The sequence below is a fragment of the Halomicronema sp. CCY15110 genome (assembly GCF_016888165.1).
Lineage (GTDB): Bacteria > Cyanobacteriota > Cyanobacteriia > Phormidesmidales > Phormidesmidaceae > Halomicronema.
Window position 1 is genome coordinate 1 of the sequence record NZ_JACSWC010000244.1, and the last position, 23394, is coordinate 23394.

At 54.8% G+C, this 23394-nt stretch carries 23 protein-coding genes and 1 pseudogene; 7 read left to right on the plus strand and 17 right to left on the minus strand.

The features are described from left to right. Positions 1-133 precede the first annotated feature (133 nt). From JUK32_RS09395 to JUK32_RS09420, 6 genes are all read right to left on the minus strand, one after another. Positions 134-2407 carry a transglycosylase domain-containing protein gene (locus JUK32_RS09395; protein WP_204138601.1) on the minus strand — a complete coding sequence of 758 codons (2274 nt, stop codon included), beginning with the start codon at positions 2405-2407 and terminating at the stop codon, positions 134-136. Between the two features lie 212 nt (positions 2408-2619). Next, on the minus strand, positions 2620-3150 hold the full coding sequence (lspA, locus tag JUK32_RS09400; RefSeq protein WP_204138602.1) for a signal peptidase II: 531 nt from the start codon (positions 3148-3150) through the stop codon (positions 2620-2622). 5 nt (positions 3151-3155) lie between these two features. Next, positions 3156-3767, minus strand: a complete 612-nt coding sequence (locus JUK32_RS09405) for a biotin transporter BioY (RefSeq protein WP_204138603.1) — start codon at positions 3765-3767, stop codon at positions 3156-3158. A 64-nt stretch (positions 3768-3831) separates the two neighbouring features. Next, positions 3832-4752: a potassium channel family protein gene (locus JUK32_RS09410; RefSeq protein ID WP_204138604.1), complete on the minus strand. Its 921-nt coding sequence runs from the start codon at positions 4750-4752 to the stop codon at positions 3832-3834. 209 nt (positions 4753-4961) lie between these two features. Next, positions 4962-5588 carry an ABC transporter permease gene (locus JUK32_RS09415; RefSeq protein ID WP_204138605.1) on the minus strand — a complete coding sequence of 209 codons (627 nt, stop codon included), beginning with the start codon at positions 5586-5588 and terminating at the stop codon, positions 4962-4964. Positions 5589-5775: 187 nt separating this feature from the next. Next, entirely contained in the window at positions 5776-6189 is a 414-nt protein-coding gene (locus JUK32_RS09420) for a hypothetical protein (protein WP_204138606.1), read from the minus strand. 180 nt (positions 6190-6369) lie between these two features. On the opposite strand from JUK32_RS09420, the gene JUK32_RS09425 reads away from it, so the two are divergent. Together JUK32_RS09425 and recR are read left to right on the plus strand one after the other, a co-directional pair. Next, positions 6370-7206: a lipopolysaccharide assembly protein LapA domain-containing protein gene (locus JUK32_RS09425; protein ID WP_204138607.1), complete on the plus strand. Its 837-nt coding sequence runs from the start codon at positions 6370-6372 to the stop codon at positions 7204-7206. Between the two features lie 107 nt (positions 7207-7313). After that, positions 7314-7928, plus strand: a complete 615-nt coding sequence (recR, locus tag JUK32_RS09430) for a recombination mediator RecR (protein WP_204138625.1) — start codon at positions 7314-7316, stop codon at positions 7926-7928. Positions 7929-8051: 123 nt separating this feature from the next. On the opposite strand, the gene JUK32_RS09435 is transcribed toward recR, so the two are convergent. Together JUK32_RS09435 and JUK32_RS09440 are read right to left on the minus strand one after the other, a co-directional pair. Continuing rightward, a complete protein-coding gene (locus JUK32_RS09435; protein ID WP_204138608.1) occupies positions 8052-9524 on the minus strand; it encodes a hypothetical protein in 1473 nt (490 codons plus the stop codon). Between the two features lie 89 nt (positions 9525-9613). Then, positions 9614-9970, minus strand: a complete 357-nt coding sequence (locus JUK32_RS09440) for an SH3 domain-containing protein (RefSeq protein WP_204138609.1) — start codon at positions 9968-9970, stop codon at positions 9614-9616. A gap of 228 nt (positions 9971-10198) precedes the next feature. Here JUK32_RS09440 and JUK32_RS09445 point away from each other — a divergent pair, with 228 nt between their 5' ends. After that, complete coding sequence (locus JUK32_RS09445) at positions 10199-10639, plus strand: ion channel (protein ID WP_204138610.1); 441 nt, start codon at positions 10199-10201, stop codon at positions 10637-10639. 85 nt (positions 10640-10724) lie between these two features. Here JUK32_RS09445 and JUK32_RS09450 read toward each other — a convergent pair. The 8 genes and pseudogenes from JUK32_RS09450 to JUK32_RS09490 all read right to left on the minus strand — a co-directional run. After that, a pseudogene (locus JUK32_RS09450) lies at positions 10725-11009 on the minus strand (amidohydrolase family protein); the annotation flags it as partial. A gap of 150 nt (positions 11010-11159) precedes the next feature. Then, positions 11160-11420, minus strand: coding sequence for a bile acid:sodium symporter family protein (locus tag JUK32_RS09460; protein ID WP_204138612.1), 261 nt, complete (start codon positions 11418-11420; stop codon positions 11160-11162). 114 nt (positions 11421-11534) lie between these two features. After that, a complete protein-coding gene (locus JUK32_RS09465; RefSeq protein ID WP_309224521.1) occupies positions 11535-11849 on the minus strand; it encodes a bile acid:sodium symporter in 315 nt (104 codons plus the stop codon). Further along, a complete protein-coding gene (locus JUK32_RS28000) occupies positions 11846-12049 on the minus strand; it encodes a hypothetical protein (protein ID WP_204138614.1) in 204 nt (67 codons plus the stop codon). Before JUK32_RS28000 ends, JUK32_RS09465 begins: the two co-directional genes overlap by 4 nt. A 291-nt stretch (positions 12050-12340) precedes the next feature. Beyond that, entirely contained in the window at positions 12341-13246 is a 906-nt protein-coding gene (locus JUK32_RS09475) for an ABC transporter permease (protein WP_204138615.1), read from the minus strand. 69 nt (positions 13247-13315) lie between these two features. Then, positions 13316-13927: a hormogonium polysaccharide biosynthesis acetyltransferase HpsU gene (hpsU, locus tag JUK32_RS09480; RefSeq protein WP_204138616.1), complete on the minus strand. Its 612-nt coding sequence runs from the start codon at positions 13925-13927 to the stop codon at positions 13316-13318. 8 nt (positions 13928-13935) lie between these two features. Then, on the minus strand, positions 13936-14895 hold the full coding sequence (locus JUK32_RS09485) for a glycosyltransferase family 2 protein (protein WP_204138617.1): 960 nt from the start codon (positions 14893-14895) through the stop codon (positions 13936-13938). A 133-nt stretch (positions 14896-15028) separates the two neighbouring features. Continuing rightward, positions 15029-15958: a glycosyltransferase family 2 protein gene (locus tag JUK32_RS09490; RefSeq protein WP_204138618.1), complete on the minus strand. Its 930-nt coding sequence runs from the start codon at positions 15956-15958 to the stop codon at positions 15029-15031. Between the two features lie 161 nt (positions 15959-16119). Here JUK32_RS09490 and deoC point away from each other — a divergent pair, with 161 nt between their 5' ends. Continuing rightward, the gene (gene deoC, locus JUK32_RS09495; RefSeq protein WP_204138619.1) at positions 16120-16812 is read left to right on the plus strand and encodes a deoxyribose-phosphate aldolase; all 693 of its coding nucleotides are present in this window, start codon (positions 16120-16122) and stop codon (positions 16810-16812) included. A 39-nt stretch (positions 16813-16851) separates the two neighbouring features. Here deoC and hisD read toward each other — a convergent pair whose 3' ends face one another. After that, positions 16852-18180 (minus strand): histidinol dehydrogenase, encoded by a 1329-nt coding sequence (gene hisD, locus JUK32_RS09500; RefSeq protein WP_204138620.1) that lies wholly within the window; start codon positions 18178-18180, stop codon positions 16852-16854. A gap of 211 nt (positions 18181-18391) precedes the next feature. On the opposite strand from hisD, the gene rpsT reads away from it, so the two are divergent. The 3 genes from rpsT (at position 18392) to rpoB (ending at position 23320) form a co-directional block, all read left to right on the plus strand. Next, entirely contained in the window at positions 18392-18697 is a 306-nt protein-coding gene (gene rpsT, locus JUK32_RS09505) for a 30S ribosomal protein S20 (protein WP_204138621.1), read from the plus strand. 53 nt (positions 18698-18750) lie between these two features. Beyond that, the gene (locus tag JUK32_RS09510; RefSeq protein ID WP_204138626.1) at positions 18751-19557 is read left to right on the plus strand and encodes a TatD family hydrolase; all 807 of its coding nucleotides are present in this window, start codon (positions 18751-18753) and stop codon (positions 19555-19557) included. Between the two features lie 457 nt (positions 19558-20014). After that, positions 20015-23320 carry a DNA-directed RNA polymerase subunit beta gene (gene rpoB, locus JUK32_RS09515; RefSeq protein WP_204138622.1) on the plus strand — a complete coding sequence of 1102 codons (3306 nt, stop codon included), beginning with the start codon at positions 20015-20017 and terminating at the stop codon, positions 23318-23320. The last annotated feature ends 74 nt before the right edge of the window (positions 23321-23394 follow it).

Below are 23394 nucleotides of genomic sequence, written 5' to 3' on the forward strand. Positions count from 1 at the left end.
GAAGGGCGGGACCAGGCATTCGACGTCAGCCTCTAAAACTCACTCCTTAAGGGTATATGCATTTCCGCTATGCGGTAGTAGACAGATTCAGTATAGTCAGCCCTCTATTTGAAGACTCAATTTTCTTTTCGCTTTATCTTGTGACATCGCCCATGTAGGTGCCCCACAGGTCGGCGGCGTCGCCGCTGCTGCCGTTGGTGGGGGTGTTGTCATCGTTGCCGAGCCACACGCCAGTGACCAGATCGCGATTGGGCACATAGCCGACAAACCAGAGATCACGGTTGTCGTTGGTGGTGCCCGTTTTGCCTGCTTCGCCTAGCCCGATGGCGGCGCTGCGTCCAGTGCCGCCCTGGATGACTCCCCGCATCATATCGGTGAGGGTTTGGGCGATCGCGGGTGAGATAGCCTGCTGATTGGTGTCGCCCGTTTGGCCGAATTCGTAAATGACGCGGCAGCTATTAGCGTCGTTGGGGTCGGTGCAGTCGCTGCTGTCGAGCACCCGCCGGATGCCGTGGGGCGGATTCCACAGGCCGTCGTTGGCGATCGCCCCAAAGGCTCCGGTCAACTCCAGCGGTGTTACCTCACTTTCGCCCAGCACTAACCCCGGCGCTGGCGTCAGGTCGCTTTCAATGCCCAAACTTTGGGCGGTTTGAACCACCGAGTTGAGGCCGACTTCCTGGGCAATGCGGAGGGCCACGACGTTTTCCGATAGGGCCAACCCGTCATACATATTCATTGCCCCCGCGCCGGAGCGGCACCCGTCGAAAAATTGGCCATTCCAGTTCAGGCCGCTACAGTCGAATGATTGACCGGGGGGAATGTCGTCCGCCAAAGCCGCTGCATAGGCAAACACTTTGAAGGTCGAACCAGGTTGCCGCAACGCTTGGGAGGCGCGATCGAACTGGCTGGATTGAAAATCGACGCCGCCCACATAGGCGCGAATGGCCGCAGTGGTGCTATCCAGGGTGACGATCGCCCCTTGGCTGTAGTTCAGCGCCGCGCCGGTGGTCGCAATATGGCTTTGCAACGCCGCTTCCGCATCGGCTTGCATATCCAGATCCAATGTCGCTTCGACGATGAAGTTACCTTCTCGCGCCAGGCCGCTGCCCAGCACCGTCTCTAGTTCGCGGAAGATGTAGCTGTAAAAGTAGGGGGCGCGGATACTCTGCAATTCTTCCCGCGCGTCGGGACTAATTTCGATGCGCGATCGCCGGGCGCGGCGGGCTTCCTCTGCACTCACCATGCCCAGGGCGGTCATGCGATCGAGGACGCGATCGCGATAGGCCACCGCCGCCTCATAGTTCGTCACCGGATTGAAGGCATTGGGCGCGGGCAAGATGCCCACCAATGTCGCCGCTTCGGACAGGCTCAGTTCCTGGGCCGTTTTGCCAAAGTAAAACTGTGCGGCATCTTCAAAGCCGTACAAGTTGCCGCCGAGAAACACGCGATTCAAGTAAAACAACAGCAGATCGTCTTTGCTGTAAAAACTTTCGAGCTTTAGCGCCACCACCGCCTCCCGCACTTTGCGTCCGGCAGAATCATCGGTGCCGACATATTCGCGGTAGACGCTGCGAGCCAGTTGCTGGGTAATGGTGCTGCCGCCTTCGCGAATGCCACCGCCGCGAATGTTGGTCACCAAGGCGCGGGCAATGCCCAGGGGATCAATGCCCAAATGCCAGTAGTAGCGAGTGTCTTCGGAGGCGACGACGGCCTTGGGCAAATAGGGGCCGTAGTCAGCAATGCGACGGTTTTCCTGATGAGCTTGGGTGGGTTCGGGTCGCAGGGGAATCACGTCGCCCCCTTCTTCGGCGTAGATGACGACTGGCCCCTGCACCGACTCCGGGAAGGGGCGCATGGGAATTTTGGGCCATTCCAGCCCGACAATCCACAGGCCGACCACGGCAGTAATCCCCGTAAAGCCGTAGAGACCGTATTTCAGCCCTTGCATGTAAGCCGGGGGCGGATCGAGATAGCGCAGCGTCACGCCGTCGGCCAGATCGGCGGGGCCGAGGGTCAGCACATCGCCATGCTGCATCACCCAATAGTTGAGCCGCTTTTTGCCGTGATACAGGCCATTGGTGGATTTTTTATCCTTAATCACAAAGGGGCGACCAGGCCGATTGGGATCGCGGGTGATGGAGGTGTGAATTTGGCTGACGATGGGGCTGTTGACGACGATGTCGCTCTGTTGCGAACTGCGCCCTAGCAGGTAGCGATCGCCCAACAGCGGAAACGATTCGACCTTACCCTGATAAGAAACTTCGAGCTGGGCGGGACGCGCCCCCGACTTGAGGGCGATTTTGGAAAAGTCGATTTTTTGCTGCACCGCCTTAAAGGCTTGGGTGACATTACCCAGCAGGGTCTGAGGGGGTGGGGGCGGTGACGGTGGCGGTGACGAGGAACTCATACGCGCACAAAAAAGGACTGATAAATATTCTACTGGTCGCCGCCAGGGAACACAGTATCGACAGGGGCGATCGCCAGACTGTCCCTAGGACCGGTCATCATTTAATCGTCACAGCCTGGCGGCAGACAGACGGCAGGCCCTAGTTTGTCTCGGGAGTACGGGCGCGATCAGGCTGACCCCGCCAGGTTCTTGGCAGGAATGGATGACGCGCCCTAAGAATTCAGCTTTTTCCCACCTTTTTTGGGCGGTTTGGTGCCGTTGCCGCCCGAAGCATCGTCATGGGACACCCGAAACGCGGCAATGATCAGGCAGGCAATGCCGATGTTAATGCACACATCCGCCACGTTGAAAATCGGGAACCGAATCAGGCGGAAATCAAAAAAGTCCACCACTTCGCCATTCAAAAAGCGATCGATGCCATTGCCCAATGCGCCACTGAGAATGAAGCCATAACCCACCTGTTCCCAGCGATTGGCCAGGGCGATGAATAAACCCAAGGCCATGAGGGCCAAGCTGACGAGCAGGGACAGCCACCGCAACCAATCCCCGTTTTCACTAAACAGGCTGAAAGCCGCGCCTGTGTTGGTGACGTAGGTGAAATGGAAGACGCCGGGCCAGAGCGGAATCGTCTCAGGGGGAATGGTCAGCTCAAAGTTGTTGACCACCCAGAGTTTAGTCAGTTGGTCGAGCACCAGGCCAATAATTGCCGCAACCCAAAACAGGGGATTTTTAAGCTTGTTCATAAGCCTCAATAAAACAAGAGTTGCCGCAGCAGATAGGCCGCCACCGAGACGGCACATACCATAATGAGCTGTCCTGGCAGCGGTGCCAAGGAATAAGCCAAAATTGCCTCCCAGGCAGGAAAGGTCACCTGTTGCAACCAGCCCCCCAGCGACGCGATCGCCAGATACGCCAGCCCACACCCGTGAATCACGCCCAACCCGCACAGGCTGCTGAACGCCAATGACTCCAGTTTAGGGCGATCGCGAAACGCCAGATACCCGCAAACCCACGCGGCGGGAATAAAGCCCAGCAAGTAACCAAAACTGGGCTCTTGCACATAGCCGAAGCCGCCCCCTTGGGTGAAGATGGGCAAGCCAAAAAATTGGAACAGTACAAGGCCGAGCGCAATATAAGCGATTTGGGCCAGGGTGGCGGCATTTTTGCCCCCGACACAGGCGGTCAGCAAGACGGCTCCCACCTGAAAACTCACCCCCAGGGAATAGACTTGAATCCCCGTTTCATTCCAGGCCCACGGAGCATTGGTGATGAAGGCTTCTGACCATGTCGCGGCAATGGTCAGCACCAATCCAATAAAGGCCCATAGTAGATCTAGTGGCGACACAGCCCGTACACTCATATGCCGATGCAAAAGGCATATTGTATCGCTCCGTGCCAAAAGCACTCAGGAATTTTGAGAATGATCAAGCCGGGTTTTGGGGCGGCGGGGCCGAAGCTGTATCAATCGCATCGACAAGGGCAGATGGGTCATCCGAAATGGCCCCTGGCTGGGCGGTGGGCCAAGCTAACGCCGTTGCCTCGTCATCCGAGATTTGCTGAAACAGCGGCGGCAGCATCAGCGATGCCCCACAGCGCTTACAAAAGAGAGCATCGGGATCATGGAGCACTGAACCACAGCGATCGCAGGGCCGTTCCACCGAATTCGAGACTTTGATAATGCGTCGGATCAGATCCCCCAACTGGGTGGGGATCAGGGCGATGCCAGTCAGAATCATCAACATGGTGCAGAGTCGCCCGGCGTCGGAAACCGGGGTGATATCGCCATAACCGACCGTGGTAATCGTGACCACCGCAAAGTAAGCTGCGTCAAAAAAGGTGCCAAACGTTTCGGGCTGATAGTGCTCCTCGACCTGAAAAATCAGTCCGGCATAGACAAAGATAATGCCGATGACGGTGGAGATGATTCTGACGACGGCCAGGGTATCAGAGGCGGTCATGCGGGCCAAAATAGCGCGATCGCTCAACAGCCGCGACAATCGCAGCACCCGAAGCCAACGCAGCAGCTGCAATCCCGGCAAATTGAGCACCCCGGGCACCAGGGAGACGATCGCAATCAGGTCAACCAGGCTATAGATGCTGAAGACATAGCGCCACCAACGCTCGGCCGTCCACAGCCGCAGCCCATACTCCACCACAAACAAGAGCAAGATGGCTCTAGCGGCGACATGCAGGAATGGCTGCCAGGCAGTCGAGACTTCGTAAGTGCTGAGCACCAAGAGCCCCCCAGCGGCCACCGTCAGCAGCGCGATCGCGCCGGTCACCCAGCCGCCAGTATCGCGGTTCGTGTCATCCAGATAAGCAGCGATCGTCTGTTTCAGCGTCATGGCAGCAGTCCGCTAGGTGCCTCGATTTTACGGAAAAATTGGCGATGGCGGTTCCAGCCAGGGCGACGACCGGGATTAGCCGGAACATAACAGTCCGGTTGGGGACAGGGGCTGGGGGTGATGAGTGGGTGCGTGGGTGAGTGGATGGGGAGTGGCGGATGCGGTGTGGGACCTTTGGTGGGGAGCACGTCCCTCATCATCGCGGGCACTCACGGCTGCAACCAGCGCTGGAGCCAACTCAGACTGATCTCCGCGATCAGCGCGAGTAGCGCGACGGGTACCGCCCCCACCAGCAAGATCGCCGGGTCATAGGCAGCAAAGCCTAAAACGATGAAATCGCCCAGGCCACCCGCGCCGACAAAGGCCGCCAAAGTCGCACTGGCGATGACCTCTACGGTGGCGGTTTTGATGCCCGCGATGATCACGGGTAAGGCCAGCGGAATCTCGATCTGGCGCAAAATTTGGGGCTTGCCCATCCCCATGCCCACGGCGGCTTCTTGAATGGCGGGGGCGATGGTGCGAAAGGCAATGTCAGTGCTGATCAGAATCGGCGGCATGGCTAGCAGGGTGAGGGCGATCGCGGCAGAGGCAAAGCTGAGCCCCAACACCGGAATCGCCAAAAACAGGATCGCCAAGCTCGGAATTACCCGCAGCGCATTGAAGCCGTTAATCACCACCGTCGAAACGGTCTTGGACTGGGCACTCCACCAGCCCAACGGCAACCCGAATAGAATGCCAATCGTCAATGGCACCGCCACCAACAGCAAATGCTGCTGAAGCGCCGCGATGAACTTGTCGCTATTGTCGATGGCATATGCCCAAGCTTGCTGCCACATGGCGATCGTTGTTGCTGTGCTTGCATTGCGTCATGCTTGGCCCGCTACCGCTGTGGCGTTGCGACTATCTCAAACACCGGCAGGGAGTTTTTGCCAACCAGCAAGACCCGTCTCACCATATCGCAAAATCCAGAGACCACCATCTGGGCAAATTTCTCTGGGGTCGTGGACGTTGCGCCGAGCCGCCTTAAATTTCCCACACATCGTCATCGACTCTGGCGGCTCGGGTCGGTGGATGAGTGGCGATCAAAGCCGATAACTCTGCTGACAAGGAATCATAGCCTCGGTACGCTTCCCAGCGCCCAGAGTCAAACGAGCCAATGCGCCAATGACCATACATATAATTGCCGTCTTTGGTAAGCATGCCGCTGTAGCGAATGGGGTTCGGTGAAGTCGTCAAGTAGCGCTTGATAAAAAAGATGCGCTGCCCCATCAGTTCGCCCCGAAGGGAGGATTCGCCTAGATAGTTGGCATCTAAAATGCGGCCATCAACGACACTGCCGCCCTGCACTAAAGTTGCCTCGAACTGAATTGGCTGTCCTGCCTGCCAATAGGTGCCGAGCCAACAGCCGTTGATATCATTCGTCGTCGTCGTCTTCATGCCTCTAAGTCTGCCAATTGCTCTTGGTCTGGATTGCGCTGGCGCGATGCCCCAAAATAGTTGTGAATGCACTTGCCTGGGGGCACAGCGGTGCGCCCATCCGGCCTAACAGCCCAGTCACTTTTATCTAGAAACCGCTTGCCGTTAGGATTGATAGGAAGGACAGCGATCGGAGAAATTATGCGACTGTATGTCGTTTCAGCGTTAGTGATAGCCTTCCTTGCTATTTTATTCGCGCTGCAAAACACAAATCTGGTTACAATTCAACTCTTTGTTTGGGAATATCAGCAATCGTTGGCGCTTGTTCTTCTCGGAACCTTAGCAATTGGGGTGATTCTGGGATTGTTGGTGTCGGTGCCGACGGTCATTCGCCGCAATGTTCGCATTTCGCGGCAGCAAACTCAGGTAGAGAGCCTGCTTCAGCAAGTTGACGAGAAAACTCAAGCCGTCCAGTCTGAGGCGCAAAAAACGACTGTGCTACATCAAGAATATGAAGCAAAGTTAAACCAGTTGGGGCTGCTGGAGCCCACGACGGCGTTGCTGCGCCGAGATTTGTTGCCGACCGCGATCGCGGCCCAACTCCAGCAGTTGCGATCGCGCGCTCCTGAAGGGCCGACAACGACGTTCGGTGTCCTGACCTTCAAGGTGTTGCCTGGGTTGCCAGGGCAGGACACCGCAACCGAGGTGATGGCAGCGGTGGCGAAGATTTTGGCGCAGCGATCGACGCCGACAACTCGCTGGTATAGCAATGGCCAAGGATCCTTTGCAGCGACGGTGCCAGGGCTGACGCCGAAAGCGATGACTCAATATGCCGAGGATTTGCAAGCAACGGTGTTGGCACAGTTGCCCAGCTTGGTTGAAGCGCAAAACGGCGATGCCAATGTAGCGGTGGGGGGGGCGATCGCCGATGTCAGCCAGGCAACCGATGGTCAACCACTGATTGAAACGGCTGAACAAGCGGTAGAGACCGCACTCCAGCGCGGCCGCAACCGCGTCAAAATATCGCAACTCGCCTAGTTATTTGAGGGTTTGGGCATGGCCCTGCGCCCGAATGGGCATCCAGCCTTAAAATCTGTAAACGGCAGTAGCCCCGGTGGTAGCCGCTCGCTCGCGTTCTCACTCCCATCCTTTGGAGGACTCCGACCATTTACGCTCGTCCCCTGGCTCGGCTCATCGAAGAGCTGCAAAAACTGCCCGGCATCGGCCCCAAAACGGCCCAGCGATTGGCGCTGCATCTGCTCAAACGGCCGGATGCGGAGGTGCAGGCGTTGGCTCAGGCCCTCGTGGACGCCAAGTCGCAGATGGGCTACTGCTCGATCTGCTTTCATCTCTCGGCGGAGCCCGTCTGCGACATCTGCAAGTCCAACAGCCGAGATTTACAAACGTTGTGCGTCGTGGCCGATTCACGCGACGTGATTGCGTTGGAAAAAACCCGAGAATATCGGGGCAAATATCATGTGCTAGGCGGTTTGATTTCCCCCATGGAAGGCATTGGCCCCGAGCAGTTGAATATTGGGCCGCTGGTGCATCGCGTGAATCAGGACAACATTCAGGAAGCCATTATTGCGATCAGCCCCAGCATCGAAGGTGACACGACGACTTTGTATGTGGGCCAACTGCTGAAACCGTTTACCAAAGTGACTCGCATTGCTTTTGGGCTACCGATGGGGGGTGATTTGGAATACGCGGATGAGGTGACGTTGGCTCGGGCGTTAGAGGGACGGCGATCGCTGGATTAGCGCATGTCCCCCATCCCCACAATGCAGCCCTGATTACGGCGCAGATGACTGTCAAGATTTGCCCGGTGGGCGATGTTCTCAACTGACAAAAACAGCATCGGAGTTGGGGCATGGGTCACTGGTTTAAGGTTGGGGGGTGATGCGAGTCATGGCGTAGAGTTCTCGACTTCGTTCTTGCAAAATGGCTTCATCCTCGATCGCGACTTGCCGCAGGTAATTAATCTTGATTTCTTCCAGCCACACTAGTGCCAGCGCTTCAATCTTTTCGACCCCGTGATTGTCTTGTAAATCGGCTCGAAATGATTGATCGAAATTTTCGACCAAGTCTTTCACTAGCTGCGCCCTTTGGGGATCTGGGTCTTTCGGATCGCGGCTGCTGTATAGCATTCCACACAGACTATCGACGAGTTCTTGCACCGTATTTTGCAAAAGGGTGTTGAATCCAGGCAGGTGGCCAAGTTGGCGATAAAGGGGCGATCGCGTGAAGGCATTAGAGACTGTGTAGGTTAACAGCGCTTCGATTTGGGGCCGCACCTTGGGCAAGGTTTCATCCATGACGGTAGTCGATACTTGCTGGGCGATCGCGCTAATTTCGTTCACTTCGCCCAAGTTAATGTATTGGGAGGGTTGAGATTTATCGTTCAATACAAACTGAGCTAAATTCCCCTTTTTGATCGATGATTGCAGTTGATTGATGATGCGAACCAAGACGAATTCCGTCAATTCCACCACGATGCTGGAAATCAAAAAGCTGACGAGGCGCTGCCGTAGGGGGTTCAGATTCAGCAATTTTGACTGCTTGATGCGGGTGACAACGGGAATGGCCCGTAACAGTAGCCAAGTGGGGGCAAACAGCGAAAATGGAATAATGAGCAATAAGTCATACCAGCGAAAAAGCATCGCATCCCAAATTTTGAGTCCTGGATAGCGGCGACGAAGCACCAGCACTCGGAGCAGTAGTTCCACACTGAAAATCGCAATAAAGAAACTGTCAATGGCAATAAAGTTATTTGCGGGTTTGCCGTTGAAGCCGATGCCGCGAAAATAGTTGGTTTCAATTAAGGGACGGATTTCTTGATCAAAAAATTGGACTTGAGATTGGTAGCCCGCCTGCGACAAGTAATCATTCGTCCAAAACGTGGTGAAAGCCTCTGTGGCTGATTCGTAGGACTCACCCGTGGTGGTTTCAACGTGACGCCGCATCAGCTCTTTGATGCGTTCCAAGGTGCCGGATTTGTTGGCCACGTCGAACGGATTTTCGGCGATCATGTGGTTGCTGGCGGTTCGTAGCTCGGCGAGCATGGCCTCGGTGGCGGCAGCCGAGAGACCGCTCTCCGCGACCAGATTCTCCAGTTCCGTCACTTTCTCCAGATAGTCCACCGTAAATGGGTGGGGCGTAATGCCTTTGAATTGTTGGCCGTACCATTCAGTTAAGTCTGGCGCAATGACTCGGTAGACGTTGCGGAGTGGAATGTAACTCAGGTCAAGCAGCACTAAGCCAAAATTGAGCAAGGCGATCGCCGCCATCACTTTTTCAAACCAGCGTCGTTGGGCGCTCATCGGAATCAGGCGTGGCAGCGGCGATACACGTTTCATGTCAATACAGCCCGTGAAATATCACTAGAGTGTATCGCTTGAACGAGGGCGCGAAGCTTTACACCTCCCTTCTAGCCAGCCATTAGCTATCACGGTTGACGGCTCCAGGCCACATCGTCAACCCCAATGAGATCGCCGCGCACCCAGCCCAGCAGTTCAGTCGCTTGCACCAAGTACCAAAGTTCGCAAACGGCCCCCGGGGCTGCACCGCCGGAGTCGGGGGCATATTGGCGGGCTGAGGCAAACAAGCGATCGCCCACCCGGACCTGCAACACCACTGCACTGGCTAAAGTCGGCTCGGCCCGCACGTTGACAGACGACCCGGGATCTTCCCCCACGATCGCCACATCCAGAAAACCACCCACATTGGGGCGTTCGACTTGGTCAAGGGGGATGCCGTCGCCGCAATCAGGGGACTGAGCGATCGCGGCACTGCCTGAGGCCAATTCTCAGCCTCAGGCGGCGCTTCAGACGCTGGTCGCTCGTTCTGGTAAAGCTCGCCGCCCGGGATATTCTCGGCTAGGCCTGCTGCCAGTGGCGCTGGTGGTGGCGGGTTGGCCGCGTCGGTGGCCGGGGACTGGCCAGCATTCAGGCCCAGAGACGCCACTAACGCGATCGCGCCAACGAAGCTCAACTGACGTAATTTAACTGTCATAGGTTTGAGTTTCATAGTTGTGAACTATCTTGCTGTCTTGCTCATTGGTATGGCGATGTTTTTGATCGGGCAAACCGTTCAGGCGTTTTCGATCTCAGCGTTAATTGGCTTTCTATCAAACCGGTTTAAATTACGGCGACGAGTGCGAGAGGAAGCGCATTGGTGGGGAGGGTCTATCGTCCTCAGCATCACGTTGTTCTTTTTGTTAGTGAGTTCTCTGGTGCAGGTTGGGTTGTGGGCGCTCGTTTTTGTCCTGATCGGACAGTTCGAGCAATACGATCAGGCTTTTTATCACTCAGCGGTCAACTTCGCGACGCTGGGCTATGGCGATATTGTGATGGCCGAGCCTTGGCGCTTATTGGGAGCCATGGAAGCGATTAGCGGCATCTTGATGTTGGGGTTGTCAACGGCGACCTTGTCCTCGGTTTTTCTGCAATTGTTCAAGCTCAGACACCGCTGAGACGTTGACCGCGATCGCTAAAAACATCGAATCGAGCGACTGCATCAGTACCGCGATCGCCTTACTGATGCCGCAAACGCCCCGATTATGAAACGAGATTCTTGTAAATCACCCCGTCTTTCATAATCACCAGGAAGTTCTGAGCCGGGTCTTCAATCAGCTCAATGTTCTCCAGCGGATTGCCAGCTACTAGAAGTAAATCCGCCAGAGCCCCTTCTTCCACCACGCCGAGCGGGGCAGGGTAAGGATTGCGCGGGCCAGACATCGCAAACAACTCAGCGTTGGTACTGGTTGCCATTTTCAGCACCGCCCAGGGCTCGTACCAGCGCACCAGCTTGGCGAGCTGCGCCCCTTGCCGGATGGCTAAAGCTAGATCAAATGCTCAAACAAGCCCATCCCCAAACCACATCCATCACTAAAATTGCCAACCAATGGGGATTTTGGAGTCTCAACCCCTTCGCCAAAGCCTACCAAGCCCAGTTTGGCGAACGGCCCTCAGTGACCCTACAACGATCAGCCGCTAATCATGACGGTGAAGTTGGCTAGCGGCGGCTCGTCCCCACCAGCTGGCCAGTCCGGCTCCTGCCAAGTTGTGCCAAACACGAAAGATGGCTCCGGGGAGTGCCGCCAATGCCGAGAAGTTTTGCAAGGCCAGCGCGATGCTCAAGCCAGAATTTTGCATCCCCACTTCAATACAGAGGGTGCGACAAATCACCGAGTCATATCCCAAGGCGTAGGGCACCCAGTAGCCCACTCCTAAGCCCACCAGATTATGTAACACGACCGCGATCACCAGCAGTCCGCCAGTTGCCGCTAGTTACGTATGATTCAACGCCACCACAATCGCCAGCCCCACCGATGCGGCAAATATCGTGACGAGCTTGAAACTTGGTTGTCAGCGCTGAAGTGGCCGGTGCCACAGCGTGTTGATAAGCATGCCCCCCGATATGGGCATGATCACAACTTTGAGCACCGTGATGGCCAACCCGCCGACGGCGATGGGCACCGCCTGGCCTACCAACAGCCAAACCAACAGCGGGGTAGCCACGATCCCAATGACCGTCGAGGCCAGCGTACAGGAAACGGATAAGGCCACATCCGCATTTGCCAGGTAACTCACAAAATTAGACATGATGTCGCCGGAGCTACAACCGACGAGAATCAATCCCAAAGTCAGGTCAGGAGACAACGATAGACCGTGCCCAATCAACCAAGCCGCAAGGGCATGACCGTGAATTGCAACCCTAGTCCTAGCGCTAGCAACTGGGGCTGAGCCAGCGCCTGCATCAACTCAGCCATCGTCAGCGTGAGCCCCACGCAAAACATGATTAACGCTAGCAGAGGGACAGCGATCGCGCGGTAGGGCATGAAAACCTCAGGCGCAACCAAGCCGGCAGCGGTCGCCAGCATCAAAAAAACTGGAAAGCAATAGTTGTGTCACGGAGACCGTTTTTGCCCATATCAACGACACACCGATGTACCCAAAGAATATCAGGCCGCCACTGTGGCGCTTGTTTTGACCCGCTCTTAAATTGTCGCTGAGGCACTTCAATGAAGTTCATGAAAACGCTGTAACTGAAGGGATTCAGCGATTAGCGATCGCAGAGTGCTTGGGGCCTAATCGGCCCGGGGGTGGATTGATTAGGGAGGTAACTTGCCCCCACGCCCCACCAATTCAGATTAAGTCAGGATCGCGGTTACTTACTTCCAGTTCTCGCGACGGAGCAGTGGATTGACCAGTTCATTTAATCCTTCGCCCACCAGAGACAGCCCCGTCACCATCAACGTTAAGGCGAGCCCAGGAAAGAGGGCTGTCCACCAAATCCCGGTGGGCAAAGCATCCAGAGCTTGGCGAATGTCCGCACCCCATTCGGGCGTCTGTTCCGGCAAGCCCAGTCCGAGAAAGCCGAGTCCACCCAACACGAGAATCGCGTCGGCCGCATTCAGCGTAAAGAGCACCGGAATACTCTGCACCACATTCAAAAATAGGTAGCGGCTCAGCACGACCCAAGTGGGTGCGCCCATCGCCTGGGCGGCTTCGATAAACAACTCAGTCTTGACGCTGACGGTGTGGTTGCGCACCACTCGATAGTATTGGGGAATATAAGCGATGCTGAGGGCGATCGCTGCATTGAGCACGCCGCGACCCACCACAAACGCGAGCGTGACCGACAGCAACAGTCCCGGCAGTGTGTAGATCGTGTCCATAAAAAACAGCAGCACGCGATCGAGCTTGCCCCCCCGGTAGCCACTCAACATGCCAATCGGCACCCCGATAAATACACTCATCAGCGTGGCGAGCAACACGACTTGCCAGGCGGCCCGGGCACCAAATAGGACCCGCGAGAGCACATCGTAGCCCTGGCGCGTGGTGCCCAGTAAATAGTCGGGAGAAGGGGGCTGGTGCACCGGATTTTGCAGCGCGGCGGTCGGGTCTTGCAAAATGCCCCAAGACTGTAGGACGGGAGCGAGCAAAGCAATCAAAACAAAGGCACCCGTGATGATAATGCCCATGAACATAAAAAGCACCGAGACATTGGCACCCTGCCCTTTGGGCTTCAGTCGCCGCAACCAGGCAGCTAGACTATTGGCTTTGGCGGAGGTCATGGCGATCGCGCGATAGGAGCAGGCCCATTATCCCAGAGACCGGAATCATCGTGATGCCAAATCTGGTGACTACTCGCGCATCGTACGGGGTTTGATGGGGCGGCAGGGGCTACCCAGACAAATCTGCCCCGGGGGTAAATCGCCAAAGACGTTGCTGCGAGCGCCGATGATGCTGTTCGCCCCAACGGTCACGCCTGGCCCGACAAAGCAGCCCGCCGCAATCCACACGCCATTTTCCACCGTGATCGGTGCGACCTGTAACCCAAAAGCGCGATCGCTGGGATCATGTGACCCCGTGCAAAGGTAACTGTTTTGCGACACGACACAGTGGTTGCCGATGCGAATGTGGCCCAAACTGTAGAACTCCACACCGCTGCCAATCCAGCTATAGTCGCCAATTTCCACTTTCCAGGGATAGTGAAACCGCGCCGAGGGCCGAATCACCACCCCGCGTCCAATACGGGCACCAAACCAGCGCAGCAGCGTACGGCGCGGCGCATGGTGGGCATGGAGCGTGAGGGGAAAGATCACGGCCTGCACCAGCCACCACAGCAACACCAGCCATTTGGGCCGACCGGGTGAATACCACGATTGGTCATACTGGCGTAGATCGATCCATGCTGGCGTCTCGATCGCCTCTGGAACGGCGTCTAGCGGTGGCTGATGACTGGAGTCAGGCATGGTACAGCCTAGCTTTGGGCCTTCGCTGAGGCGATCGCGGTCGGTTCTCCAGGCGTCTCTGCCGTTTCCGCCGAGTTGCCTTTTTGCACGTTGAGCTGTCCGCCAAACTCTTGTAGTTCAAACAGCTTGACGCCAATCTGATATTCGTACTGACTCAGCAAACGACCGTAAATATAGCCAGCCCGGCCATCCAAAAAGCCGAGGCGAATGAAATAGAAGAGCACGAACCGGAGGAGAGGCTTGAGCGGTAAGCGTACCCAAATCTTTTTCAAGAAACGCTTGCGCTGTACCGAGTCACCAAACAAATTCGCCCCAATCGTGCCGTCTTCCGCCATGCCATTGAGGATGTTGTAATACACCCGAGCTTCCCAGTTAGAGTAGCGATTGTGGCGTTGCAGCCAGTGGTACAGATCGCGGAAGTCAATGTGCAGCATGTCTTGCTTGAGATAGCCGACTTCACCGCTTTCCACCACCACATGCTCATGTACTTCGTTATCGCCCGTATTGCGAATTTCCTCAGTGTGCAAATTCTCATAGCGCCCATGGGCATGGCGAAAGAGCCGCAAGTTCCAGTCAGGATATTTGCCCCCAAAACGAATCCACTTACCCAGAAAAAAGACGCGACGATTTAAGTAGTAGCCGCTGTGACCCGGTTTTTGAATGGCTTCCGCAATCTCATCCCACAGTTCATCGGTAATCCGCTCATCACAATCCACGATGAGCACCCAGTCATGCTTGAACGGCAGATTGTCCAGTGACCAATTTTTCTTCTTGGGCCAGCGACCGTTGAAATGAAACTGGACAACTTGTGCCCCATGCTGTTCGCAAATTTCGATCGACCGGTCTTCGCTCTGCGAATCGACCACAAAGACCTCGTCAGCCCGCGCGACGCTGGCCAAACAGGCGGGCAGGTTTTCTTCCTCATTTTTGGCGGGAATGAGTACTGAGACTGGCAGTTTAGAAGTCATGGGAGAGTCTTGAGTCATGAATAGATTGGGCAGAAACGATTAATTTAGAAACCGATGTTAGAAATCGATGTCTGAGGATGACATGGGTGAGTGATCGGCGATATACACCACGTATGAGCTTAATTTGATGCGATTATCCAGCGGAGGCAGGCCGCAGCATCGCGCGCACGACACTGCTAAGGTACCCAATTTGACCGTAGGCATAGAGCAAATTCTCAAATCGCTGCGCGGGATCAGGCAAATACTTGAGCGTTTTATACAAGCCGCGAATCAGTCGCTCCCCCCCGGCCTTTAACTGATGGCTACCGGAGCGACCGGCTACTTGCTCGCGATAGCATTCGCTAATGCCCTGCCACCAGCTACGGCTCATGAACCAGGAGGGCGCTAGTCGATTGGGGGCAACGTTATGAGCGACTAAAGCCTTTGGCAAATACGCCACCTGATAGCCCATTTGCAGGGCCTTTTCGGTCATGTACAGCTCTTCGTTGGAAAGCAGGTTTTTGCCCACGCGCCCCAGGTTGACATCAAAGCCGCCGATTTGGTTGAGAAAGTCGGCGGTAATTGAGTAATTCAATCCCCTGGGGGTAAGTCCTGGCTGGGTGATGTAGGTGATCTCATCGCCCAGATCGTATGCGCCTAAATTTCCGGTCATGTTAACTGAGAGCCATTTGGGCGGTGTCTGGTTTTCAGGCCAGATCAAGGTTACACGGCCCCCCGCGATCGCCACCTTCGGGTTCTGCTCATAAATTTCTATCAGCGCGGCCAACCACCCGCGACTCGCTTCGGCGTCGTCGTCGAGATAGGCCAAAATTTCGCCCTGGGCAGCTTTGGCTCCGGTGTTGCGCGCTGCCGACAGGCCCAAGGTCGCTTCGTAAATATAGTGCAGCCGTGGGTGGGGCAACCGGGCTTCCACGATGGTACGGGTTTGATCAGTGGAAGCGTTATCGACCACGATGATTTCGTAGTGGTCAAAGTCTTGCTGGAGCAGGCTGTCAATGGCCGCACCTAAATAGTCATCGCGGTTGTGAGTGCAAATAATCGCTGAGATGCGCGGTGGGGGCATAAGAAGGGTTCCACTCGACAAAAGGACGAGAGTTAACTCGTTTTAAGCATTCCCGTTCCTAGCTAGATTCTCTTCATGGCGGCTGAGACATCGGCAACTCGTAGCCAAGTTTCACAGTAAGTTAATATCCAGGCATAACACTTTGCCGCTCTTCATAATTTATGGATAGTTATGCTGCTTTGCGCGACTTGCCACAGGTCGATCTCGCGCCGCTAATCGACCATTCCTTGCTGGTACCCACGGCAACGCCTGAACAAGTGGTGAAATGGTGTGATGAGTGCGATCGCTACCAGTTTGCGGCGGTGTGTGTGGCCCCAACCCATGTGCTGCTGGCGCGGGAGCAGTTGCAGGGGACAGCGATCGCCATTTGTACGGTGATTGGGTTTCCGACCGGAGCCACGACCTCGGGCTGCAAACTGTATGAAGCGCAGGAAGCAGCTGAGCATGGCGCAACGGAGTTAGATGTGGTCATTAACCTGGGCTGGCTCAAGTCGGGACAGCACGATCGCGTCCATCGCGAAATTGCCGAAATTTGTGAAGCCACCAATGTGCCGGTGAAAGCCATTCTGGAAACCAGCGTATTGACGCCGGGCGAACTCAAAACGGCTGCGGATCTTTGCATGGATGCCGGAGCCCGCTTTTTGAAAACCAGTACTGGCTGGCAAGGGGGCGCTACGGTCGAAGCGGTGCGTCAACTCCATGAATTGTCCCGGGGGCGAGTCGGGATTAAAGCGTCGGGGGGCATTCGCACGGCGGAACAAGCCTTGCGATTGATGCAAGCTGGTGCGAACCGAATCGGGACTTCCTGGGGGCCGGACTTAATTCAGCAACAAGAGGCGCTAGCAGAACGTTGAACTAACCTGCTGGTGCGACTGTCAAGTTGTGTCGCCAGTTTATGGATCGTTCGCTTGCTCACGCCGGGGCAAATTTTGAGGCTGAGTGCGAAACCTGACTGAATCACCGTGGGAAGGTAATCCTTCGGCTTCGGTTAATCGCGCGATCGCACCGGATACTTCATGCAACGCCTTGGGCGAATACTGGATTAAGCTGGAATGCTTCATAAAGGTTTCAGTGCTCAGCGGTGAGGCATAGCGAGCCGCTCCAGAGGTCGGCAAGGTGTGATTAGGGCCAGCGAGGTAATCTCCCACGGCTTCGGGAGTTGCGTGACCAAGAAAGACTGCGCCAGCGTGCCGGATACGCTCTAGCAGCGCCCATGGATCGTTGACTTCGAGCTCCAAATGCTCCGGAGCAAACTGATTTGACAGTTCTGTCGCGGTTTCCAAGCTGTCTACGACTATGGCGACGCCATAGTTTGCGATCGCTTTTTCAGTCAACGTCTGTCGCGGATGCCCTTCTAATTGACGGGCCACATCTGCCGCAACGCGCTCGGCCAAAATCGCATCAGGTGTAATCAGAATCGCTGCCGCCATGGGATCGTGTTCTGCCTGCGCCAGTAAATCAGTCGCGACATGGGTCGCATCAGCGCTGCGGTCAGCAATAATCAACACTTCTGAAGGCCCTGCCAGGGAGTCGATGCCCACCGTGCCAAAGACCTGTTTCTTCGCCAACGTGACATAGATGTTGCCGGGGCCAGTAATCACGTCCACGGCTGGAATAGTTGCGGTGCCGTAGGCGAGAGCGGCGATCGCCTGCGCCCCTCCCACTCGATAGATTTCGCTGACTCCCGCCTCTTGAGCGGCGACCAAAACGGCAGGATTAATGACGCCACCAGCCCCAGGCGGTGTCACCATGACAATGCGCTCAACCCCAGCCACCTGGGCTGGCATTGCATTCATCAACACCGTACTGGGATACGATGCCCGACCGCCGGGCACATAAATACCCGCCTTATCAACAGGGTGATAGCGTTTACCCAGCACCACATCCCCTTCAAATTCCACCCAACTGACTGGCAGACGCTTGCGGTGAAAACGCTCAATATTTCGACAGGCTAAACGAATGGCGTCGATTAGCTCCTTTGACGCCTGCTGATAAGCCGCATCAATCTCGGAACCGCGAATGCGTAACTGGTCAACGGTTAAATGCTGTTGGTCAAAATCTGCGGTGTATTGCAGCAGCGCTTCATCGCCATTGCGCTGAACGGTTTGCAAAATCTCTCGAACGGTCGCCTCTTTATGAACCACCTGCTCATCATGGGTGCGCTCACAAATGCGTTGCAACTCGACCCGAGCATCAGCTAACTGGTTGATAATGCGCAACATTTCGCACAAAACCTGACTTAAGTAATCGATAAATCGCCGAAATCACGTGAGATGCAATCTCAGAAAATTTCAGCAGAGCGAGCAAAAACTTGCTCTACGTTATAGCTTAGCGTGGTTTTGTTTGACCATCCGCACATCGCCTGCCCGTCGTTGGGAAATTGATGTTATTATATTTCTTCTGTTCAGTTGATTAGTTGAAGTTGGGCAAGCTGTGGCAAATATCAAGTCTGCAATTAAACGTATCCAAGTATCTGAGCGTGACCGATTGCGCAATAAGTCTTATCGATCGGCGGTCAAAACGCTGACTAAGCGTTACTTAGTTGCGCTAGATGCATATGCTGCCGAACCGAGTTCCGCAACTTTAGAAGCCGCTCAATCAGCATTGTCTGAGAGTTTCAGTCAGATCGATAAAGCTGTCAAGCGTGGCGTCTATCATCGTAATGCTGGTGCTCGTCGTAAAGCCCGTTTGAGCAAAGCGTTAAAAGCAGTTGAGGCTCAACAAGCCGTTGCCTCGTAACCTGAGGATTCATGGAGCTGATGCATGCCGCTAGAGGAGATGATGACTGCACGATGCAGTTAATTGATACCCACGTTCATATTAACTTTGCTGACTTCCAGCCGGATCTAGAGGCGATCGCCGCTGCTTGGCGCGCTCAAGGGGTTACTCATTTAGTGCATTCTTGCGTTGAGCCTAGTGAGTTCGCTGATATGCAAGCCATTGCTGACCGCTTTCCTGAGGTGTTCCTAGCCATTGGCTTGCATCCATTAGATATGGATAAGTGGTCTGCGGACACTGCTGCGACAATTGAATCTTTGGCTACGTCAGATTCACGAGTGGTGGCGATCGGCGAAACCGGACTGGATCTTTATAAAGCCAATGATCGAGAAATCCAGGAGCAAGCCTTTTGGTCACAACTCGCGATCGCTCATCGTCTTGACCTGCCAGTGATTATCCACTGTCGGGATGCCGCTAAGCGAACCGCTAAGTTAATCCAGAAGTTTCAAGCTGAAGTGGGGGCAATTCACGGCGTCATGCACTGTTGGGCTGGGACTCCGGAAGAAACCCAATGGTTTCTAGATCTGGGATTTTACGTGAGTTTTAGCGGCATTGTGACGTTTAAAAATGCTCAGCAAGTCAAAGCTTCAGCGGTTATGGTGCCCAATCACCGTCTGCTAGTAGAAACGGATTGCCCCTTTCTGACCCCTGTGCCCAAGCGCAAGGAGCGTCGTAATCAGCCCGCCAACGTTGTTCACGTTGCCAGTCACTTAGCAGAACTCCGCCAAGAGTCTCTGGAAGCACTGGCAGGCCAAACAACCCAAAATGCTCTGGCGTTGTTTAAGCTCCCCGTGATTCACGACTTCGCGGTTTCGGCATGAATATTTGCTGGAGTTCTGAGCGTTGTTAACCCGTGAGGGGATTAGGGGCAAGCGTATTTCCAAGGAAACAGGTGTTGACAAATGACCGTAGGTGGGATCTTTTTTGCTAAGCTGGTTTGAAGTGTGTAAAAGTAGCGGGTCAAAGCTTTGAAGTTGTTTGGTCTCTTTTCGTATCTGTCTGTAAACCTTGACGGCCTATTTGCCATTGAGTGATCTGCCACTTAATTATGTTTGCCGCATTCGCTGTTTATTTCAGCCCATCGAAATGCCCTGAGCGGGCTCCGAGCTTCGTGTTTGGAATCTTATTGAAAGTATTTGGCACCTTTGACGACCGACTGCCGATTGCCACCTTGTAGGTTCGTTTGGCGTCCACACCATCCCCGTTGATGAGGGATCAGGGGACGTCAAAAACGACTTTATTGTAGAAACTGTAGGGTTTTTCCGCCTGAGGAGACGCATGACCGAACAAATCGCCACGGCACCTAACTTTACATTGCCTGATTTAGTTGAGATCCAGAGATCCAGTTTTCGCTGGTTTCTGGCAGAGGGGCTAATTGAAGAGCTGGATAGCTTCTCGCCCATCACTGACTACACTGGCAAGTTAGAGCTTCACTTTGTAGGTAAGGACTACAAGCTCAAGAGCCCCAAGTATATGGTAGATGAGGCTAAGCGCCGAGATGCTACCTATGGCGTGCAAATGTACGTGCCTACTCGTCTGATTAATAAAGAGACGGGGGAAATTAAGGAGCAGGAAGTATTCATTGGTGACCTGCCGTTGATGACCGATCGCGGCACCTTTATTATCAATGGTGCAGAGCGTGTAATTGTTAACCAGATTGTTCGTAGTCCGGGTGTCTATTACAAAGCGGACACGGATAAGAATGGTCGCCGGACTTACAACGCCAATTTAATTCCGAACCGAGGCGCTTGGCTGAAGTTCGAAACTGACAAGAATGATTTGGTTTGGGTGCGGATTGACAAGACTCGTAAAATTTCTGCCCAGGTGCTTCTGAAAGCCTTGAGCTTGACCGATGCCGAAATTTTTGACTCGCTGCGCCACCCAGAATATTTCCAAAAGACGATCGATAAAGAGGGGCAATTTAGCGAAGATGAGGCGCTGCTGGAGCTGTATCGTAAGTTGCGTCCGGGTGAGCCGCCGACAGTGTCCGGGGGTCAGCAGCTCTTGGAATCTCGCTTCTTCGATCCCAAGCGCTATGACTTGGGCCGAGTAGGGCGCTATAAGCTTAATCGCAAGCTGCGACTCAGTATTCCAGACACAACGCGGGTGTTGACGCCAGTCGATATTTTGTCGGCGATCGACTATCTGATCAATCTAGAATTCGATACCGGCATGGTTGATGATATCGACCACTTAGGCAATCGTCGGGTGCGATCGGTCGGTGAATTATTGCAGAACCAAGTGCGGGTTGGCCTCAACCGCCTAGAGCGCATTATTCGGGAACGGATGACCGTCTCCGATGCCGACTCTTTGACGCCCGCGTCACTAGTGAACCCCAAGCCTCTTGTGGCGGCGATTAAGGAGTTCTTTGGCTCCAGCCAACTTTCTCAGTTTATGGATCAAACGAATCCGCTGGCTGAGCTTACCCACAAGCGTCGTTTGAGCGCGTTAGGGCCAGGAGGGCTTACCCGTGAGCGCGCTGGTTTTGCGGTCCGTGACATTCATCCTTCTCACTACGGTCGAATCTGCCCGATTGAAACGCCAGAAGGCCCGAATGCAGGATTGATCGGCTCATTGGCGACCCATGGTCGAGTGAACGACTTTGGCTTTATTGAGACGCCTTTCTATCGTGTGGAGAATGGTCGTGTCCGGCGAGATATTCCGCCGGTTTACATGACCGCAGACGAAGAAGATGATCTGCGAGTCGCGGCTGGCGATCTGCCCACTGATGCTGAAGGCTATATCCTGGGTGACGGCATCCCCGTGCGTTACCGTCAGGATTTCGCCGTGACGGTGCCGGAAGAAATTGACTACGTGGCAGTTTCGCCTGTACAGATTATTTCAGTGGCAACCTCGTTGATTCCATTTTTGGAACATGACGATGCCAACCGTGCCTTGATGGGATCAAACATGCAGCGTCAGGCGGTACCCCTGTTGCGCCCTGAGCGACCCCTGGTGGGAACGGGGTTAGAGGCGCAGGCGGCCCGTGACTCTGGCATGGTGATTGTGAGTCGGACAGCGGGCAACGTTATCTATGTTGATGCCGATCTCGTTCAAGTCCAAGATGATGAGGGCAAAGTTCATAACTACCCTCTACAAAAATACCAGCGTTCTAATCAGGACACTTGTTTGAATCAGCGACCCTTGGTATTTCAAGGAGCGCGCGTCGAAGCGGGGCAAGTTTTGGCCGATGGTTCGGCTGCTGAGGGCGGCGAGATTGCCTTGGGACAGAATGTAATTATTTCTTACATGCCCTGGGAAGGCTACAACTACGAAGACGCGATTTTGATTAGTGAGCGTTTGGTATTTGAGGACGTTTACACCTCAATCCACGTGGAAAAGTTTGAGATTGAAGCTCGTCAAACTAAGCTTGGCCCCGAAGAGATCACCCGGGAAATTCCCAATGTCGGCGAAGATTCCCTGCGTCAGTTGGACGAGGGTGGGATTATCCGCATCGGGGCTTGGGTCGAATCAGGAGACATTTTGGTCGGCAAGGTGACGCCAAAAGGTGAGTCTGATCAGCCGCCTGAGGAAAAGTTGTTGCGCGCCATCTTTGGGGAGAAAGCTCGCGATGTGCGAGATAACTCTTTGCGGGTGCCCAATGGTGAAAAGGGTCGAGTTGTAGATGTTCGCGTCTTTACTCGAGAGCAGGGCGATGAACTGCCGCCAGGAGCCAACATGGTAGTGCGGGTCTATGTCGCTCAAAAACGCAAAATTCAGGTTGGCGACAAGATGGCTGGTCGTCATGGCAATAAAGGGATTATCTCCCGGATTTTACCGTTGGAAGATATGCCCTATTTGCCTGACGGTACACCCGTCGATATTGTGCTGAACCCTCTGGGAGTACCGTCCCGCATGAATGTGGGCCAAGTGTTCGAGTGCTTATTGGGCTGGGCTGCCGACAACCTGAATGTGCGGTTTAAAATTACGCCCTTTGATGAGATGTATGACAAAGAAGCATCTCGTAACACGACTCATGGTCAACTCCAAAATGCGCGCGATCAGACGGGACAGAATTGGGTTTACAACCCGGATGATCCAGGCAAAATCCAGCTTTATGATGGTCGCACTGGTGAACCATTTGATCGCCCCGTCACTGTGGGAGTGGCTTACATGTTGAAGCTGGTGCATCTAGTTGACGACAAGATTCATGCGCGCTCTACCGGGCCTTACTCGCTCGTGACGCAGCAGCCGTTGGGTGGTAAAGCCCAGCAGGGTGGTCAGCGCTTTGGCGAGATGGAGGTCTGGGCACTAGAAGCTTACGGGGCTTCTTATACCTTGCAAGAACTGTTGACGGTCAAATCGGACGACATGCAAGGCCGTAACGAGGCACTCAATGCGATCGTGAAGGGCAAAGCGATTCCTCGTCCGGGCACGCCTGAATCTTTCAAGGTGTTGATGCGAGAGTTGCAATCTTTGGGACTAGATATTGCCGTTCATAAGGTAGAGACCCATGAGGATGGTACGAGTCGGGATGTTGAGGTTGACTTGATGGCTGATCTCAGTAGTCGGCGGACGCCCTCTCGCCCCACTTACGAATCAGTGATTACGCCCTCTGAAAGTATGGAAGGGTCTGACGAATAGACTCTGATGCTGGGATGGGTGCATTCCGTCCCAGCGTTACATCGGTAAACATTAAGCGCATATCTGAAGGAAAA

Excerpts from the sequence above, each read along its gene's own strand:
- JUK32_RS09420 (WP_204138606.1), bottom strand. The coding sequence starts at position 6,189 with ATGAAGACGACGACGACGAATGATATCAACGGCTGTTGGCTCGGCACC.
- rpoB (WP_204138622.1), top strand. The coding sequence starts at position 20,015 with ATGACCGAACAAATCGCCACGGCACCTAACTTTACATTGCCTGATTTA.
- JUK32_RS09405 (WP_204138603.1), bottom strand. The coding sequence starts at position 3,767 with ATGAGTGTACGGGCTGTGTCGCCACTAGATCTACTATGGGCCTTTATT.
- hpsU (WP_204138616.1), bottom strand. The coding sequence starts at position 13,927 with ATGCCTGACTCCAGTCATCAGCCACCGCTAGACGCCGTTCCAGAGGCG.
- JUK32_RS09510 (WP_204138626.1), top strand. The coding sequence starts at position 18,751 with ATGCAGTTAATTGATACCCACGTTCATATTAACTTTGCTGACTTCCAG.
- JUK32_RS09410 (WP_204138604.1), bottom strand. The coding sequence starts at position 4,752 with ATGACGCTGAAACAGACGATCGCTGCTTATCTGGATGACACGAACCGC.
- JUK32_RS09475 (WP_204138615.1), bottom strand. The coding sequence starts at position 13,246 with ATGACCTCCGCCAAAGCCAATAGTCTAGCTGCCTGGTTGCGGCGACTG.
- deoC (WP_204138619.1), top strand. The coding sequence starts at position 16,120 with ATGGATAGTTATGCTGCTTTGCGCGACTTGCCACAGGTCGATCTCGCG.
- JUK32_RS09490 (WP_204138618.1), bottom strand. The coding sequence starts at position 15,958 with ATGCCCCCACCGCGCATCTCAGCGATTATTTGCACTCACAACCGCGAT.
- lspA (WP_204138602.1), bottom strand. The coding sequence starts at position 3,150 with ATGAACAAGCTTAAAAATCCCCTGTTTTGGGTTGCGGCAATTATTGGC.
- JUK32_RS09425 (WP_204138607.1), top strand. The coding sequence starts at position 6,370 with ATGCGACTGTATGTCGTTTCAGCGTTAGTGATAGCCTTCCTTGCTATT.
- JUK32_RS09485 (WP_204138617.1), bottom strand. The coding sequence starts at position 14,895 with ATGACTTCTAAACTGCCAGTCTCAGTACTCATTCCCGCCAAAAATGAG.
- JUK32_RS09395 (WP_204138601.1), bottom strand. The coding sequence starts at position 2,407 with ATGAGTTCCTCGTCACCGCCACCGTCACCGCCCCCACCCCCTCAGACC.
- JUK32_RS09415 (WP_204138605.1), bottom strand. The coding sequence starts at position 5,588 with ATGTGGCAGCAAGCTTGGGCATATGCCATCGACAATAGCGACAAGTTC.
- JUK32_RS09435 (WP_204138608.1), bottom strand. The coding sequence starts at position 9,524 with ATGAAACGTGTATCGCCGCTGCCACGCCTGATTCCGATGAGCGCCCAA.
- JUK32_RS28000 (WP_204138614.1), bottom strand. The coding sequence starts at position 12,049 with ATGCTGGCGACCGCTGCCGGCTTGGTTGCGCCTGAGGTTTTCATGCCC.
- hisD (WP_204138620.1), bottom strand. The coding sequence starts at position 18,180 with ATGTTGCGCATTATCAACCAGTTAGCTGATGCTCGGGTCGAGTTGCAA.